Raw genomic sequence first — 16,025 nt, forward strand, 5'->3', positions numbered from 1 at the left:
AGTCACAGCGGCCGAATATTGCGCCCGTACGACTGGTCGTGTCACAGCTCCCTCAATCGGTCGACAATTTCGCGCAGCAGGACCGGGTCGCTCATGGCCTCGTGGGCGACCGGCGCGGAGATGCGGACGAGTCCGGCCTCGACGAGGTCGATGAGCAGGACACGGACCACGGTGAGGGGCAGGTCGGCGTCGGCGGCGATCTCGGCGACCGGGCGCGGGCCCCGGCGCACGAGGGCGAACAGCGAGTTGCGGGCATGGTCGAGCCGCGGCTCGGGCCCGTTCTCCCACACCGCCGTGACCTGGGACAGCAGGTCGACGACATGATCGGCGGCGGGACGGGTACGGCCCCGGGTCACGGTGTACGGCCGTACCATCGGCCCGGTTTCGTCCTCGTACCAGTGGTCGCTGTGCTTGCTCACGGGTTATGTGTCGGGAGCCTCGGTGGCCGAGCGGGTGGGCACCGCCATATGCCGCCCCACCCGCCTGACCAGCAGCGACATCTCGTGGGCGAGCTGTCCGACGTCGGTCTCGATGTCGCTGAGCACAGCCAGCCTGCTGCCGTCACCGGCCGGGGTGATGAAGAGATACGCGTCCTCGAGCATGACCATGGTCTGCCGCACGCTGCCGGCTTCGAAACGGGCGCCGGCCTCCTTGGCGAGGCTGTGGAAGCCCGCGCAGACCGCGGAGAGGTGGTCGACGTCCTCCCTGGCCATGCCCTCGGAGGCGCTGGTGGCGAGGCCGTCCGCGGTCAGCAGCACGGCTTGGCGGACGTGGTCGGTCCTGGACAGGAGGTCGTCCAGCAGCCAGCCGAGGTCGCTGTCTTCGTCAGCCATCGTCGTCCGTCCGTTCGTCGTTCGTGCGGGGGGATGCCCGGCCGACGGGGTCGCCGTTCCGGCCTCGGTCCAGCCCGCGCTGGAAGGCGCCGAGGATCGAGCGCATCTCCTCCGGCGACACCTCGCGGGAGGGAGCGCCTCGACCGGCACCGGCACCGGCACCGGCCGCTCGGCACGCAAGGGCGCGGCCAACGATGCCTGCCGCACCCGGGTCGGCAGCCCAGGTACGGCCCCACCCGCAGCGGGGCCGTCGGCCCTACCCGCGCGGGGCACGTCTGCGGGGCCGTCGGCGCGGGGCACGTCTGCGGGGCCGCCGGCGCGGGGCGCGCCTGCGGGCCGGGCAGCCGGCTCGTCCGCGGGCCGCGCGTTGGGCGCTTCAGCGGACCAGCCCGCCGCAGGCTGGGCGGCAGGGGCGGCGGACCGCGCGACCTCGTCCGCGGACCCCTTGGCGGGACCCGCCGGGTCGTGGGTGTGCGTCGGGCGCACCGGGGCGAGCTGCCGGGAGCGGGCGGGCAGCGCCCGGGCAGACGGGGGCGCGACTCCGCCCGGTGCGGGAAGGGCCCGGACGGGAGCGGGCGTGGGCGGGGCGGAGAGTTCCTCCGCCGGGGCTTCGGGACCCGTACCGGGGTCCGGGTCTACGGGGGCCAGGATCGTGTGGGGCAGGAGTACCACCGCCGTGGTGCCGCCGTACGGCGAGCGGCAGAGGGTGACCCCGATGCCGTGCCGCTCGGCGAGCCGCCCGACGACGTACAGGCCCAGCCGCTCATCCTGAGCCGGGTCGAAGTCGCCGGGCCTGGCGAGCGTCCGGTGGGCCTGCGCCAGTTCCTCCGCGTCCATGCCCAGACCGCGGTCGTCGATCTCCAGGACGAAACCGTTGCGCGCCGACCCGGTCCGCATCGTGACCTGGGTGTGGGGCGGCGAGAACACCGCCGCGTTCTCGACGAGTTCGGCGACGAGGTGCACCACGTCGGCCACCGCCTCCGCGCGGATGCCCACCGCCGGCATCGGCGGCAGTACGACCCGGGTGTAGTCCTCGATCTCGCCGACCGCCGCGCCCACGACGTCGACCACGGGCACCGGCCCCCGCCACCGGCGCCCCGGCGAGGCGCCGGACAGGATGATGAGGCCTTCCGCATGTCGCCGCATCCGGGTCGTCAGATGGTCGATCCGGAACAGGTCCTCCAGCGTGTCCGGGTCGGCGGTCCGGCGTTCGAGGGTGTCGACCAGCTTCGCCTGACGGTGGACCAGCGCCTGGTTGCGGCGCGCGATGTTGAGCAGTACGGCGAAGACGCCGCGCCGCAGGGTCGCCTGCTTGACGGCGACCTCGACGGCCGCCAGGCGGGCGGCGTTGAGGGCTCGGCCCACCTGCCCGATCTCGTCCGGCCCGCGGTCCTCGTCCCCGAAGTCCAGCGGCGGCGCCGCCTCTGCCGCGTCGACCTCCTCGCCCGCGCCGAGCCGTTCCATCACCTCGGGCAGCTGCCGGGTTGCCAGGACGTCGGCGGCGTCACGCAGTTCCTCCAGGCGGCGGGAGATGCGCCGGCCGCTGGCCATCGAGAACCAGACGGACAGTCCCACCGCCAGGAGTCCGAGCCCGCCGACCACCGCGGCCTTGATCATCTCCCGGTACGCGAAGGTCCGTCCGCGCTCGGCGGTGTTCAGCGCCGACTGGGTGAACAGCAGCATGTACCGCTTGACCGCCCGGTCCGTCGTGGTCCGCCAGGACTCGGCGGCCATGGCCTTCCCCGCGCCGGACGCGCCGGCCCTGAGCACGGCGTCCTCACCGGCGGTCAGCGCCCGGTACTCGTCGCCCTGCTCGAACTCCTCGAACAGCGCCCGTGAGTCGCCCGGCAGGTCGGGGACGTACGTACGGTGGAAGACGCGCCGGTCCTCGACCGTGGCGGTCAGCGTGTCGTACTGCCGGTCGGTCAGGCTGCCCGCCGCGCGGGCCCCGGCGACCAGCGCGTCCTCGCGGGACACGAACTCCCGGACCCGTACGAGTTCGACGACGACCTGCGCCTCGCGGGCCAGCTGACCGGCCTGCAGCGCGGTGAGCGTGGACTGTACGTCGAACGTGGGTTCCACGACGGCGGTGTACGCGTCGACGGCGTGATCCCAGGAGATCTGCCGGGCGGTCACGCGCCCCCGCAGGGCGTCCAGCCCCTCTACGGCGTCGGCCATCGCGTCCAGGGACTGCCGCTGACGGCCGGAGGGTCGCCACGCCGCTCCCGGTTGCCGATCGCGTCGCGCATCGCCTGGACGGCCCGGTCGGTGGAGCGCTGCTGCTCGGTCAGGGCCGCAACGGTGGCCCGGCCGTCCTTCTCCCCCGCTCCCAGATACTCGGCGGCGATACGGCGTTCGATCTGGATCTGCCCGACGGCGGTGTCGACCGGGGTGCCGAAGCTCTCGTAGACGCCCTGGACCCGGATCAGGGCCCGCAGGTCACCGGTCACCGACACCATCGCGAAGCTCCACAGCGCCATCAGCGCGAGGACCGGTACGACCGTGAGGGTCACGATCCGCCCGCGGATCGTGGGACGGCGCAATCGCCGGCGCATGGACTCCCCAGAGCACATAGAGCAAATGACCGGCTACGGTTACTCGCCGGTAGGGGGCAGTCAAGCTACGCGATTTGGCATGCGCAATGCAATGTTCCCTGGGGTAACCACGCGTCTTCGCGGTCGGCTGGGTAGGAATCCGGTTCCGGTATCCGATACACGGAGGCGAACGATGAAATGGCTGGACCCCGAACCGTTCCTGCGCGGAGTCGCCTGGCTCGACGACGGCTACGCGGTGCGTGCGGACCCGGCCGATCTCGCCCGGCTGCCGTGGGACACCTGCGAGCGGTCCGCCCTCCCGATCGGAGTGCGGCTCGAATTCACCGCCGAGGACGCCACCGCCGTCGAGATCCACTACCGCGCCACAATCCCGGCGACGGCCGGCGCGCTGCGCGACCTCCCCCATGTCTTCGACCTCTGGCAGGGCGGCGCCCACGTCGCCGAAGTCATCACGGAGCCGGCCGAGGAGGCGGTGGTTCGCATCGGACTCCCGGCCGGGCAGGGGCCGTTCACGGTCCATCTGCCCGAGACCCGGTCCCCCGTCGTACTGGGCCTGCGGGCGCCGCTGGGCGGCACGCCGGTCCCAGCCCCTGCGCGCCCCCGGTGGCTGGTCCACGGCGACTCCATCACCGAGGGCTGGTGGTCCACCCGCCCGGCCCACGGCTGGCCGGCCGTCGCCGGACGCGCCCTCGGCCTGGACACCGTCAACCTCGGCTACGCGGGCGCCGCCCGCGGCGAACTCGCCACCGCCGAACAACTCGCCGCCCTGCCCGGCGACCTCATCACCCTCGCCTTCGGCACCAACTGCTGGTCCCGTGTCCCGTTCACCGCGCCGCTCCTGTACGAGACGACACGGGCGTTCCTCGATCTCGTACGGCAGGGCCATCCGGACACCCCGCTGCTGCTGGTCTCACCGGTGCTGCGCCCCGACGCCGAGCGGACGCCGAACGTGCTCGGCGCCACGCTCGCCGACCTGCGCGGCGCGATGGAGCGGGCCGCCGGCGAACGCATCGCCGCGGGCGACGGGAGCCTGGCACTGCTCGAAGGCCGCGATCTGCTCCGTCCGGAGCATCTGGCGGACGGACTGCACCCGAACGACGAGGGCCACGCCGTGCTGGCGGAGGCCGTCGCCGCCGCGCTGCGGAAGGCGGACTTTGTTGCGTAGTCCAGCCATGGAGTGCCTGGCCACGGGGTAGATGTGCAGTTGATGACTGATGAGCCGCATGTGGTGGTGAGTGCAGCACCACACAGGGACAGCGCGACGGCCAGGCGGGCCGCCGCGGACTTCCTTGCGCAGCACTGCCCGTGGGCCGACACGGACGCGGTCCTGCTGGTGGTGACCGAGCTGGTGGCCAATGCCGTGCGGCACACCACCGGCTGGTGGCGGCTGCATCTGACCGTGCGCGAGCGGGAGTTGGTGGTGGAGATGGACGATTCCAGTCCGCAGCCGCCCATCCCGCGCCGGCCGGAATTCGCCGGGGGCGGCGGCTTCGGCTGGCAGATGGTGCAGCGGCTCGCGGGCCGGGTGGAGGTCGAGCTGCTGCCGGACGGCAAGCGGGTGGCGGCCATCTGGCTGCGGCCGGCCGCGTCGCTCACGGCGGGCTAGGGACACTCGTACAACGCGGGCTGGGGACACTCGTACAGCGGCGAGGGAGGCACCCTCTCCGGGGGCCTCCTTCGCCGCTGTACAGGCGCTGTACTCACTCCACGGCTAGCAGACCCGCACGCAGCCGCGTGGTGATGCGGGACAGCAGCCGGGACACATGCATCTGGGACACACCCAGTTCGGCGCCGATCTCGGCCTGGGTCATCTCTGCGCCGAAGCGCATCCGCAGGATCTGCTTCTCCCGCTCGTCGAGTTCCTCGATGAGCGGCTTGAGCGCCTGGACGTTCTCCGCGGTCTCCAGATCCGCGTCGGGAGCGCCCAGCCGGTCGGACAGCGGCGCCGAGGCGCCGTCGGCCGTGTCGTCCATCGGCATGTCGATCGAGCCCGCCGTGTAGCCGTTGCTCGCGACGACGCCTTCGATGACCTGCTCCTCGTCGATTCCGAGGTACTCGGCTAGTTCGGCGGTGGTCGGTGCCCGGTCCAGGTGCTGGGACATCTCGTCAGTCGCCTTGGCCAGGTCGATCCGGAGTTCCTGGAGCCGGCGCGGGACATGTACGGCCCAGCTCGTGTCGCGGAAGAAGCGCTTGATCTCCCCCACGATGTACGGCACGGCGAAGGTGGCGAACTCCACCTCGCGGGACAGCTCGAACCGGTCGATCGCCTTGATCAGGCCGATCGTGCCGACCTGGACGATGTCGTCCATCTGCTCCGACCGGTTACGGAAGCGGTTCGCCGCGTACCGGACCAGCGCGACATTGAGCTCGATCAGCGTGTTCCGCGCGTACTGGTACTCGTGGGTGCCTTCTTCGAGTTCGGCCAGCCGCGTGAAGAACAGCTTCGAGATCTCCCGTGCGTCCTTGGGAGCCACCTCCCCGGGGCTCTCCAGATACGGAAGTTCCTGGTCCGCCAGGGTCTGACCCAAGGTCGCTCCGTACTGGCCGAGTTCGGTCGGGACTGCGCTCGCCGTGGACACCATGTCCTCCCCTTCTCCGATGTCAATGCTGAGGCCCGTCTACCCCGACTCATGCCGGGCATGCCTGCCAATTGGAAAACGCCGCGTCCGGCCTCCATGACACAGCGGAGACCGGACGGTTGAGCGTGGAGCGTTCAGCCAGGCAGGGAGAGCCTCGGGGACGGAGGTGCGGATCAGCCCCAGCTGGCGTGCAGCGGCTTGCCCTCGGCGTATCCGGCGGCGCTCTGCACGCCGACGACCGCCTTCTCGGCGAACTCCTCGAGCGAGCCCGCACCCGCGTAGGTGCAGGACGAGCGGACGCCCGCGATGATCGAGTCGATCAGGTCCTCGACACCCGGGCGGGCCGGGTCGAGGAACATCCGCGACGTGGAGATGCCCTCCTCGAACAGGCCCTTGCGGGCGCGGTCGTAGGCCGACTCCTCGCTGGTGCGGTTCTGCACGGCGCGGGCCGAGGCCATGCCGAACGACTCCTTGTAGTAGCGGCCGTCGGCCGACTGCTGAAGGTCGCCGGGCGACTCGTACGTACCGGCGAACCAGGAGCCGATCATCACGTTGGACGCGCCTGCGGCCAGCGCCATCGCGACATCGCGCGGGTGGCGGACGCCGCCGTCGGCCCAGACGTGCTTGCCGAACTTCCTGGCCTCCGCGGCGCATTCGAGGACCGCGGAGAACTGCGGCCGCCCCACGCCGGTCATCATGCGGGTGGTGCACATGGCGCCGGGGCCCACACCGACCTTGACGATGTCCGCGCCGGCCTCGATGAGGTCCCGTACGCCCTCGGCGGCGACGATGTTGCCCGCCACGATCGGCACCTGCGGGTCGAGCGCGCGGACCGCCCGGACCGCGCTGATCATCGACTCCTGGTGGCCGTGCGCGGTGTCCACGACGAGCGTGTCCACACCGGCGTCGAGGAGCAGCTTGGCCTTGCCCGCAACATCACCGTTGATACCGACGGCGGCGGCGATACGCAGCTTGCCGTTGGCGTCGGTGGCCGGGGTGTAGAGGGTCGCGCGCAGCGCGGCCTTCCGGGTCAGGATGCCGACGAGCTTGCCGTCCTTGTCGACGGCCGGGGCCAGCTTGCGGTGGCCGGCGTCGAGCCGGTTGAAGGCCTCGGTCGGGTCGATGTCGGCGTCGAGGAGCAGCAGCTCCCTGGTCATGACCTCGGACAGCTGGGTGAAGCGGTCCACACCCGTCAGATCGTGCTCGGTGACGACACCGATCGGGCGGTTCTGGTCGTCGACGACGACACCCGCGCCGTGCGCCCGCTTGTGGAGCAGGGAGAGCGCGTCGGCGACGGTCTGGCCGGGCGCCAGCGTGATCGGGGTGTCGAGCACGAGGTGCCGCGTCTTGACCCAGGAGATGACATCGGTTATGACGTCGATCGGGATGTCCTGGGGGATCACGACGAGCCCGCCTCGCCGGGCGACCGTTTCAGCCATCCGGCGGCCCGCGATCGCGGTCATGTTCGCGACGACGAGGGGGATGGTGGTGCCGGTGCCGTCGGGTGCGGAGAGGTCGACTCCCTGACGGGAACCCACCGCGGAGCGGCTCGGCACCATGAATACATCGTCGTACGTCAGGTCGTACGGCGGCTTCAGGTCATTGAGGAAACGCATACTGACTCTCTCACCTGCGGTTTTACGGAGGGGGGCGGGTGGGGAGTGAGCACGGACCAGCGCGGTTCCGGCTGCGGCTCCTAGGCCATCATCGCCGATGTGACCAGGTCCTGGCGAGCTTCGGTCACATCTGTGGACGTTCCGTCAAGGGCCGCCGCCCGGCCTTGTGCGATCACACGGCGGTGGCCCCGGCGGGAAGGGGATCCGCCGGGCCACCGCCGATCCGCGAAAGCCGGGGCTTTCGCGCGCGTCACCGCTTTCCGGCGTCCTTGATCTTCTGGATCGCCTCGCGCACGTCGCCCTTGGCGCGCTCGGCGCGGCCCTCCGTGGTCATCCGTTCGCTGCCCACGGCACGGCCGGCCGTCTCCTTCGCCGCGCCCTTGGCCTGATCGGCCTTGGCAGCGGCCTTCTTGTCCTTGGCCACGGTCGCACTCCCTTACGTGTTGAGCGGTCACCCTGACGCCGGATCGCCTGCCCGGGTCCGACTCGGGCAAACCCCTCTCAGACCGGCAGGACGACGAACGGCCGCCGATGCTGCCACCGAACTGCTGCGTCCGCGATCGCGCTGGGTAAGGATGAGGGCATGCTGCTCGCCGACGTGGCCAGGACCTCGCGGGAGATCGCGGCCACCCGCGCCCGCTCGCGGAAGACCGCCCTGCTCGCCGAGCTGTTCCGCAGGACCGAGCCGTCCGAGGCCCCGCTGGTGGTCACCTACCTCGCGGGCAGGCTCCCGCAGCGCCGTACCGGGGTGGGCTGGAGCCTCCTGCGGGAGCGCCCGGCGCCGGCCGCCGAGCCCCGCCTCACCGTGCGCGAGGTGCACCGTACGCTCGATCTGATCACGGCAGTGGCCGGCAAGGGTGCCCTGGTCGAGCGCAGAAAGCTGCTCCAGACGCTGATGTCCGCCGCCACCGACGAGGAGCAGCAGTTCCTCCTCGGCCTGATCGGCGGCGAGCTGCGGCAGGGCGCACTCGACGCCCAGGCCGCCGAGGGGCTGGCGGCGGCGGTCGACGCGGATCCCGGGGAAGTCAGACGGGCCGTGATGCTGGCCGGCTCGCTGGGCACGGTCGCCGAGGCGCTGCTCGCGCGCGGTCCGTCGGCGCTCGCGGACTTCCGGCTGGACGTGGGACGGCCGGTGCAGCCGATGCTCGCGCACACCGCGAAGGACGTGGACGAGGCACTGAACCGGCTCGGCCCCTGCGTGGTGGAGGAGAAGCTCGACGGCATCCGGATCCAGGTGCACCGGGACGGCGAGAACGTACGGATCTTCACGCGTACGCTGGACGAGCTGACCGAACGGCTGCCCGAAGTCGTCGCCGCCACGAAGGAGTTGGCGACCGACCGGGCCGTACTGGACGGCGAGGTGATCGCGCTGGACGAGGACGGACGGCCACGGCCGTTCCAGGAGGTCGCGGGCCGCGTCGGTTCGCGTCTCAACGTGGCGGACGCGCATGCCTCGCTGCCGCTCTTCCCGGTCTTCTTCGACCTGCTGTCCGTGGACGGCCGTGACCTGCTCGGCCTGTCCGCGCGGGAACGCAACGACGAGCTGGTCCGGGTGGCCCCCGAGCCGCGCCGGGTGCGCCGCCTCGTGGTCGAGGACCCGGCGGACGAGAAGTCCCGTACCGCGGCCCGGGAGTTCGCCGCCCGCACCCTGGAACGCGGGCACGAGGGCGTGGTGGTGAAGGCGCTGGACTCGACGTACAGCGCGGGCCGCCGCGGTATGTCGTGGCTGAAGGTGAAGCCCGTCCACACGCTCGACCTGGTGGTACTGGCTGCCGAGTGGGGCCACGGGCGGCGCACCGGCACCCTGTCGAACCTCCATCTCGGCGCCCGCCGCCCGGACGGCACCTTCGCCATGCTCGGCAAGACGTTCAAGGGACTGACGGACGCGATGCTGGCCTGGCAGACCGACCGGTTGCAGCAGCTCGCGGTGAGCCGCGAGAGCTGGGGGGTGACGGTCCGGCCCGAGCTGGTGGTGGAGGTGGCCTTCGACGGGGTGCAGCGGTCCTCGCGATATCCGGAGGGCGTGACGCTGCGCTTCGCGCGCGTGGTGCGCTACCGGGAGGACAAGCCGGCGGCGGAGGCGGACTCGGTCGCGGCGGTCGTCGCGCTGCGCGGAACGCAGGGGGAACGGGCATGAACGATTCGCGGCTCGAGGCGGCCCGTGCGGAGGCCCGGCGGCTGACCGGCCTCGGCATCAGGGGGGTCGCCCTGACCTGGGTGGACAACGCGGGCCTCACCCGTGTCAAGGCCGTGCCTGTCGCGCGGCTCGCGCAGGTGGCCGGGCGCGGGGTCGGCATGTCGCCGGTGTTCGACGTCTATCTGGTGGACGACTCCATCACCAGCAGCCCGCACATCGGTGGCCCGGACGGCGATCTGCGGCTGTTCCCCGACCTGGACAGGGTGACGCCGCTCGCCGCGCAGCCGGGCTGGGCCTGGGCGCCGGCCGACCGGTTCGACCAGCAGGGGCGCACGCATCCGGCGTGCCAGCGGCAGTTCGCGAGCCGGATGGCGGCACGCGCCGCCGAGCGCGGAATCGAGATGCGGATGGGCTTCGAGACGGAGTGGGTCGTCGCGCGGGGTACGGACCGGGCCGGTGGCGCGGACGGCGCCCGGGGCGCTGCCGGGACGCGGTTCGCGGGGGCGGCGGGCCCGGCGTACGGGATGGCCCGGCTCGTGGAGTTGTCGGACTATCTCGGTGACGTGCTGGACGCGCTGGCCACACAGGGCGTCGACGTCCTGCAGATCCATCCCGAGTACGCGCCCGGCCAGTTCGAGGTGTCCGTGTCCCCCGCCGATCCGGTCGGCGCCGCCGATCTGGCCGTACTCGTGCGCGAGACGATCCGCGCGGTGTCGGTCCGACACGGGCTCACGGCGCTGTTCGGGCCGGTCGTGACGGCGGGCGGGGTGGGCAACGGCTGTCATGTGCACCTGAGCCTGTGGCGGGAGGGCAGGAACCTCTGCCGGGGCGGCGACGGGCCGTTCGGCATGACACGGCAGAGCGAGGCGTTCCTCGCCGGGGTGCTGCGCGAGCTGCCCGCCCTGCTGGCCGTCGGCGCGCCGTCGGTCGCGAGCTATCTGCGGCTGGAGCCGTCGCGCTGGGCGGGCGCGTACCAGTGCTGGGGACTGGAGAACCGGGAGGCGGCGCTGCGCTTCGTCGCGGGGGCGCCCGACGACCGGGCCGGGGCGAACGCCGAGGTCAAGAGCTTCGACGCGGCAGCGAACCCGTATCTGGCCGCCGGTTCGCTGATCGCTGCCGGGCTGGCTGGGATCGACGCGGATCTGACGCTGCCTGCCCCGGTGGCGGGCGATCCGGTGCGCGGCAGCGGTGAGCGCCGGCTGCCGACCTCGCTGCCCGAGGCGCTGGAGCACTTCACGGCCTCGGCGGTCCTGCGTGAAGCACTCGGGGACCCGCTGTTCGAGGCGATCGCCGCGGTGCGGCACGCGGAGGCGGAGCTGTTCGAAGGCGCGTCCCCGCAGGAGATCGCGGACGCCACCCGTGGGCGGTACTGATGGATCTCGACCTGCCGCCGCTGGTGGACCACCACTGTCACGGGGTCCTGCGCGCCGACCCGGACCCGGCGGTGTTCGAGTCGTTTCTGACCGAGTCGGACGCCCCGGCCGCGCCCGGTACCACGTACTTCGACACCCAGCTCGGTTTCGCGGTCCGCCGCTGGTGCCCGCCCGTCCTGGGCCTCGCCCCGCACTGCCCGCCCGAGCAGTACCTCGCCCGGCGGCGCGAACTCGGCGGACCGGAGGCCACCGAGCTGCTGCTGCGGTACTGCGGCATCGCCGAGTTCCTGGTGGACACCGGACTGCCGGGCGACCTGACCACGCCCAGGGAGCTGGCCGCGGCGGCCGGCGGAACCTCGCGCGAAATCGTACGTCTGGAACAGCTGGCCGAGCGGACGGCCGACACCACCAAGGACGGCGACGCGTTCCTCGCCGCCATGGACCAGCGGATCACGGCCGCCGCGCACACGGCCGCAGGCTTCAAATCGGTCGCGGCGTACCGCTACGGACTCGATCTGGCCCCGGATCCGCCCGCCCCGGCCGAGGTCCGCGAGACCGCCGCCCGCTGGCTCACCGGGCGCCGCGCCGGAGGCCGGCTGAGCGACCCGGTCCTGCTGCGCCACCTGCTGTGGTCGGCGGCGCTGACGGGCCTGCCGCTGCAACTGCACACCGGCTTCGGCGACCCCGATCTGCGGCTGCACCGCAGCGATCCGCTGCTGCTCACCGATTTCGTACGGGCCGTACGCCCCACCGGCTGCCCGCTGATCCTGCTGCACGGCTATCCGTACCACCGGGGTGCCGCATACCTGGCGAGCGTCTTCCCGCACGTCTACGCGGACGTGGGCCTGGCTCTCGGCCACACCGGGGCGCGGGCCGGGGCGGTGCTCGCGGAGATGCTGGAGCTGACCCCGTTCGGCAAGCTGCTGTTCTCCACCGACGCGTACGGGCTGCCCGAGCTGTACGTCGTCGGCGCGCAGCTCTTCCGCGAGGCGCTGACGCGGCTGCTGACGGGCTGGGCCGGCACCGGCGCCTGGTCGACGGCCGACGCCCGGCGGGTGGGAGCGATGATCGCGGCGGAAAACGCCCGCCGGGTCTACGGCTGACCCGGCCGCGCGGCGGTCGGACGCCGTCCGGACCAGGCGCCGTCCGGATCAGACGACGTCCGGGTCCGCGCGCTCGAGCGCCGGGCGCGGGCCCGGCGCGGATTCGGTCAGCAGGAAGTCGGCGGCCGCCGTGTCCGTCACCAGGCTGGTGACGAGGCCGGACCGCAGTACGGCCCCGATCGCGGCGGCCTTGCGCAAGCCCCCCGCGATCGCCACGACCTCGGGGATCCGGCGCAGCCGGTCCGCCTCGACCGTGATGCACCGCTCGCCCAGGTCGCGGCCGACCCGCCGCCCCTCCGCGTCGAACAGGTGCGCGGACATCTCGGCGGCCACGCCGAGGGATGCGTAGTGGCCGCGCTCCTCGTCGGTGAGCATGTCGTGGACGGTCGAGATGCCGGGCTCCCAGGAGCCGATGGAGACGGCCGCGACGGTGACCTTGTCGAAGTATTCGAAGGCACGGGCGATGCCCGTCTGGTTGCGCAGCGCGGCGGCGGTGGCCGGGTCGGGCAGCAGCATCGGCGCGTAGATCGGGTGCGCCTCCCCCCCCGACACCTGGGCGGCGCGGCGGACGGCCTCGACCGAGCCGCGCTCAGCGGTGCCGGCGTCGTACACGCCGGTCAGCTGAACGACGGTGCACGGCGGCAGCCGGTGCAGGGCGGCGGCCATGTGGATGGTCGATCTGCCCCAGGCGAGGCCGAGCACATCGCCCTCGGTGACCAGCTCGCCCAGCAGGTCGGCGGCGACGGCGCCCAGGTTCTCCGGGTCCGGGGCGTCAGCCGTCTCCACGTCGACGGAATCGGCCGGGGACTCGACGACGACCGCGTGCCGCAGGCCGTAGCGGGCCCGCAGCGCGTCGGAGCGCTCCGCGTCCAGTTCGGCCGGCACCCGGATTTCGATCCGTACGAGATCGCGCTCGAGCGCCGTCTCCAGGACCCGGGCCACCTTGAAGCGGCTGACGCCGAACTCCTCCGCGATCTGGATCTTGGACTTGCCCTCGAGGTAGAACCGGCGGGCCATGGCCGCCGCCTGCACCAGTTCCGCGGGTCCCATCCGCAGGGCTGACCGACCCGCCGACATAGCAGACACCGCGATCTCCTCACTGCTGTTCACACTCTGGACTCGCCGTTCATCCTCTCAGATGCGGCAAGCCTTGATCAGCCCGGTCGGACTGCGTTCACCGAGCTGTGGCTCAGTGGTTGCACAGCCAGGGCGCCGAGGCCGAGGCCTCGGCCGCCTGGTTGCGCAGCATGCGTACAGCGGCGGCCGGGTCGTCCGTCCCGTAGACCGCGGAGCCGGCGACGAAGACGTCCGCGCCCGCCTCCGCGCAGCGCTCGATCGTCGTGGCCGAGACCCCGCCGTCGACCTGGAGCCACAGCTCCAGCCCGTGCTTGGAGATGAGCTCACGGGTCCGGCGGATCTTGGGAAGCATGATGTCCAGGAAGGACTGGCCCCCGAAGCCCGGCTCGACGGTCATGATCAGCAGCATGTCGAGCTCGGGGAGGAGATCCTCGTACGGCTCGATCGGCGTCGCGGGCTTCAGTGCCATGGAGGCGCGGGCGCCCTTGGCCCGGATCTCCCGGGCCAGCCGGACCGGGGCAGCCGCGGCCTCGGCGTGGAAGGTGACCGAACCGGCCCCCGCTTCGACGTACTGCGGGGCCCAGCGATCGGCGTCCTCGATCATCAGGTGGCAGTCCAGCGGAATGTCCGTAGCCCTGCTGAGCGATTCCACGATCGGCACGCCGAGGGTGAGGTTCGGTACGAAGTGGTTGTCCATCACGTCGACATGCAGCCAGTCGGCGCCCTCGACGGCCTTCGCCTCCTCCGCCAGGCGGGAAAAGTCGGCGGAGAGGATACTGGGATTGATCTGAACGGCCATACCCCAAGCCTGCCATGGACTTCGGGCTTTCCCCGCCCGGGTCCGGCGTAAAGCCTCTCGGCACCTCGAAGGGGGCGGCTCGCGGCGAGCGCGATGGGGCGTCCATGACCGACGCAATGACTCGGCGGAACCGCGGCGCCGGCCGGCTGGTGTGCGGCCGGCGCACCTATTGGCTGGTCGTGGTGGTGTGGCTGGTGGTGATCGCCGTCGCGTTCCCGCTCGCCTCCAAGCTCACCGACGCCCAGGACAACGACGCCGCGTCATGGCTGCCCGCCGGCGCCGAGTCGACCCAAGTCCTGGAGGAATCGGAGGGGTTCAGGCGCCCGAGGTCGTCCCGGCGATCGTCGTGTACGGGCCGTGGTCGCACCGTCTTTCCAGGGAGGCCGACGCCGCGCCGGAGCCGCCGGCCGTGGAGAAGGAACCGGCTCACGTGTGATCCGGCGTCAGGCGGTTCGCCTCAGCAGGGCCAGATACATCGCGTCCGTGCCGTGCAGATGCGGCCACAGCTGTACGTCCGGACCGTCGCCCAGCGCCGGTACCCCGGACATCAGCGGCCGCGCGTCGATCCACTCCGCGTCGACCGGCTCGTGGCCACCGCGGCCCTTCAGTACGTCCTCGACGACGATCCGCGTCTCGGCGAGGTGCGGCGAGCAGGTCACGTAACCGACGACGCCGCCCACCCGTACCGCCGCCAACGCCTCGCGCAGCAGCGCCCGTTGCAGCGGGGCGAAGCCCTCCAGGTCCTCCGGGCGGCGCCGCCAGCGGGCCTCCGGACGGCGGCGCAGCGCGCCGAGTCCGGTGCACGGCACGTCCATCAGGACCCGGTCGAAGGACCCGGGCCGCCACGGCGGCCGGGTGCCGTCCGCGGCGATGACCTGGTACGGACCTGGGTTGCCCGCGAGCGCCCGCTCGACCAGGCGTGCCCGGTGCGGCTGCTTCTCGGAGGCGAGCAGCGCCGCGCCTCGCTGCGCGGCGAGCGCGGCCAGCAGGGCCGCCTTGCCGCCGGGGCCTGCGCAGCCGTCGAGCCAGCGCGCGTCGGACCCGTCGACCGGGGCGTTGGCGAGGGCGAGCGCGACGAGCTGGCTGCCCTCGTCCTGCACACCCGCGCGCCCCTCGCGTACGGCGTCCAGCGCGCCCGGTTCGCCGCCCTCGGCGAGCCGTACGGCGTACGGGGACCAGCGGCCCGGCAGCCCGGAGTCCTCGCCCAGCGCGTCCAGCAGCTCATCGGTGGTGGAGCGGCCGGGGCGGGCGACCAGGGTCACCTCGGGCCGTTCGTTGTCGGCCTCCAGCAGGTCCTCGATACCGGCGCGGCCGCCGCCGAGGGAGTCCCACAGGGCGGAGACGACCCAGCGGGGATGCGAGTGGACCACCGCGAGGTGGTCCTCGGCGTCCTCGTCGTAGGGCGGTGCGACCCGTTCCAGCCAGGCGTCCAGATCATCGGCGGCGATCTTCCGCAGTACCGCGTTCACGAACTTCGCCCGCCCGTCGCCGAGCACCACCCGGGCCAGCTCCACACTGGAGGAGACCGCCGCGTGCGTGGGGATCCGGGTGCCGAGGAGCTGGTGGGCGCCCAGCGCGAGGACGTCCAGCACCGGCGCGTCGACCTCGCGCAGCGGCCGGTCGATGCAGGCCGAGATGATCGCGTCGTACGTGCCCTGGCGGCGCAGAGTCCCGTACACCAGCTCGGTCGCGAGCGCCGCGTCGCGCGCGTCGAAGCCGCCGCCCTCGCGTGCCTTGCGGAGCAGCGGCGGCAGCACGAGGTTCGCGTAGGCGTCACGCTCGTCGACGGCCCGCAGCGCCTCGAAGGCGAGAATGCGGACGGGGTCCTTCTGGGGGCGCCGGTACGGCTTCGCCTGCTTGGCGGGACGGCGACGAGGCTGGTCGTTCACGTGAAAGGTGCTCCGCTGATGGTGAACCGGTGGTGAGCTGACGGTGTGCTCGTGGGGCGAGGGG

14 protein-coding genes and 1 pseudogene are annotated in these 16,025 nt (G+C 72.4%); 6 read left to right on the forward strand and 9 right to left on the reverse strand.

What is annotated here, in order from left to right; genetic code table 11:
• Window positions 1-41 precede the first annotated feature (41 nt).
• From NLX86_RS02305 to NLX86_RS02315, 3 genes are read right to left on the reverse strand one after another with little or no spacing between them, the layout of a single operon-like run.
• A complete protein-coding gene (locus tag NLX86_RS02305) occupies window positions 42-419 on the reverse strand; it encodes a DUF742 domain-containing protein (RefSeq protein WP_254369851.1) in 378 nt (125 codons plus the stop codon).
• Window positions 420-422: 3 nt separating this feature from the next.
• A complete protein-coding gene (locus NLX86_RS02310; protein ID WP_254369852.1) occupies window positions 423-3,011 on the reverse strand; it encodes a nitrate- and nitrite sensing domain-containing protein in 2,589 nt (862 codons plus the stop codon).
• Window positions 2,996-3,346, reverse strand: a complete 351-nt coding sequence (locus tag NLX86_RS02315) for a nitrate- and nitrite sensing domain-containing protein (protein WP_254369853.1) — start codon at window positions 3,344-3,346, stop codon at window positions 2,996-2,998. Before NLX86_RS02315 ends, NLX86_RS02310 begins: the two co-directional genes overlap by 16 nt.
• Window positions 3,347-3,560: 214 nt before the next feature.
• Between NLX86_RS02315 and NLX86_RS02320 the strand changes: the two genes are divergently transcribed.
• Together NLX86_RS02320 and NLX86_RS02325 are read left to right on the forward strand one after the other, a co-directional pair.
• Window positions 3,561-4,553, forward strand: coding sequence for a GDSL-type esterase/lipase family protein (locus NLX86_RS02320; RefSeq protein ID WP_254369854.1), 993 nt, complete (start codon window positions 3,561-3,563; stop codon window positions 4,551-4,553).
• A 42-nt stretch (window positions 4,554-4,595) separates the two neighbouring features.
• Window positions 4,596-4,994, forward strand: a complete 399-nt coding sequence (locus tag NLX86_RS02325) for an ATP-binding protein (protein WP_254369855.1) — start codon at window positions 4,596-4,598, stop codon at window positions 4,992-4,994.
• A gap of 94 nt (window positions 4,995-5,088) precedes the next feature.
• Here the strand turns inward: NLX86_RS02325 and NLX86_RS02330 are convergent, their stop codons facing one another.
• The 3 genes from NLX86_RS02330 to NLX86_RS02340 form a co-directional block, all read right to left on the reverse strand.
• Entirely contained in the window at window positions 5,089-5,967 is an 879-nt protein-coding gene (locus NLX86_RS02330) for an RNA polymerase sigma factor SigF (RefSeq protein ID WP_254370080.1), read from the reverse strand.
• Window positions 5,968-6,140: 173 nt separating this feature from the next.
• Window positions 6,141-7,583: a GuaB1 family IMP dehydrogenase-related protein gene (locus NLX86_RS02335; protein WP_254369856.1), complete on the reverse strand. Its 1,443-nt coding sequence runs from the start codon at window positions 7,581-7,583 to the stop codon at window positions 6,141-6,143.
• Window positions 7,584-7,833: 250 nt separating this feature from the next.
• A complete protein-coding gene (locus NLX86_RS02340) occupies window positions 7,834-8,007 on the reverse strand; it encodes a CsbD family protein (protein ID WP_254369857.1) in 174 nt (57 codons plus the stop codon).
• A gap of 159 nt (window positions 8,008-8,166) precedes the next feature.
• Here NLX86_RS02340 and NLX86_RS02345 point away from each other — a divergent pair, with 159 nt between their 5' ends.
• From NLX86_RS02345 to NLX86_RS02355, 3 genes are read left to right on the forward strand one after another with little or no spacing between them, the layout of a single operon-like run.
• On the forward strand, window positions 8,167-9,720 hold the full coding sequence (locus NLX86_RS02345) for an ATP-dependent DNA ligase (RefSeq protein ID WP_254369858.1): 1,554 nt from the start codon (window positions 8,167-8,169) through the stop codon (window positions 9,718-9,720).
• Complete coding sequence (locus NLX86_RS02350; RefSeq protein WP_254369859.1) at window positions 9,717-11,093, forward strand: glutamine synthetase family protein; 1,377 nt, start codon at window positions 9,717-9,719, stop codon at window positions 11,091-11,093. Before NLX86_RS02345 ends, NLX86_RS02350 begins: the two co-directional genes overlap by 4 nt.
• A complete protein-coding gene (locus NLX86_RS02355; RefSeq protein ID WP_254369860.1) occupies window positions 11,093-12,196 on the forward strand; it encodes an amidohydrolase family protein in 1,104 nt (367 codons plus the stop codon). The genes NLX86_RS02350 and NLX86_RS02355 overlap by 1 nt, the downstream gene beginning before the upstream one ends.
• 48 nt (window positions 12,197-12,244) lie before the next feature.
• Here the strand turns inward: NLX86_RS02355 and NLX86_RS02360 are convergent, their stop codons facing one another.
• Complete coding sequence (locus NLX86_RS02360) at window positions 12,245-13,306, reverse strand: sugar-binding domain-containing protein (protein WP_254369861.1); 1,062 nt, start codon at window positions 13,304-13,306, stop codon at window positions 12,245-12,247.
• Window positions 13,307-13,385: 79 nt separating this feature from the next.
• Window positions 13,386-14,072, reverse strand: a complete 687-nt coding sequence (gene rpe, locus NLX86_RS02365; protein ID WP_254369862.1) for a ribulose-phosphate 3-epimerase — start codon at window positions 14,070-14,072, stop codon at window positions 13,386-13,388.
• A gap of 104 nt (window positions 14,073-14,176) precedes the next feature.
• On the opposite strand from rpe, the pseudogene NLX86_RS02370 reads away from it, so the two are divergent.
• Window positions 14,177-14,424: pseudogene (locus NLX86_RS02370) on the forward strand (hypothetical protein); the annotation flags it as partial.
• Between the two features lie 91 nt (window positions 14,425-14,515).
• On the opposite strand, the gene NLX86_RS02375 reads toward NLX86_RS02370, so the two are convergent.
• A complete protein-coding gene (locus tag NLX86_RS02375; protein ID WP_254369863.1) occupies window positions 14,516-15,961 on the reverse strand; it encodes a transcription antitermination factor NusB in 1,446 nt (481 codons plus the stop codon).
• Between the last annotated feature and the right edge of the window lie 64 nt (window positions 15,962-16,025).

The sequence above is a fragment of the Streptomyces sp. A3M-1-3 genome, assembly GCF_024213665.1.
Taxonomy (GTDB): Bacteria; Actinomycetota; Actinomycetes; order Streptomycetales; family Streptomycetaceae; genus Streptomyces.

What these genes read in the sequence shown, in the direction of transcription:
- NLX86_RS02310 (WP_254369852.1), bottom strand. Translation starts at nt 3,011, where the DNA reads ATGGCCGACGCCGTAGAGGGGCTGGACGCCCTGCGGGGGCGCGTGACC.
- NLX86_RS02320 (WP_254369854.1), top strand. Translation starts at nt 3,561, where the DNA reads ATGAAATGGCTGGACCCCGAACCGTTCCTGCGCGGAGTCGCCTGGCTC.
- NLX86_RS02325 (WP_254369855.1), top strand. Translation starts at nt 4,596, where the DNA reads ATGACTGATGAGCCGCATGTGGTGGTGAGTGCAGCACCACACAGGGAC.
- NLX86_RS02335 (WP_254369856.1), bottom strand. Translation starts at nt 7,583, where the DNA reads ATGCGTTTCCTCAATGACCTGAAGCCGCCGTACGACCTGACGTACGAC.
- NLX86_RS02345 (WP_254369858.1), top strand. Translation starts at nt 8,167, where the DNA reads ATGCTGCTCGCCGACGTGGCCAGGACCTCGCGGGAGATCGCGGCCACC.
- NLX86_RS02350 (WP_254369859.1), top strand. Translation starts at nt 9,717, where the DNA reads ATGAACGATTCGCGGCTCGAGGCGGCCCGTGCGGAGGCCCGGCGGCTG.
- NLX86_RS02355 (WP_254369860.1), top strand. Translation starts at nt 11,093, where the DNA reads ATGGATCTCGACCTGCCGCCGCTGGTGGACCACCACTGTCACGGGGTC.
- rpe (WP_254369862.1), bottom strand. Translation starts at nt 14,072, where the DNA reads ATGGCCGTTCAGATCAATCCCAGTATCCTCTCCGCCGACTTTTCCCGC.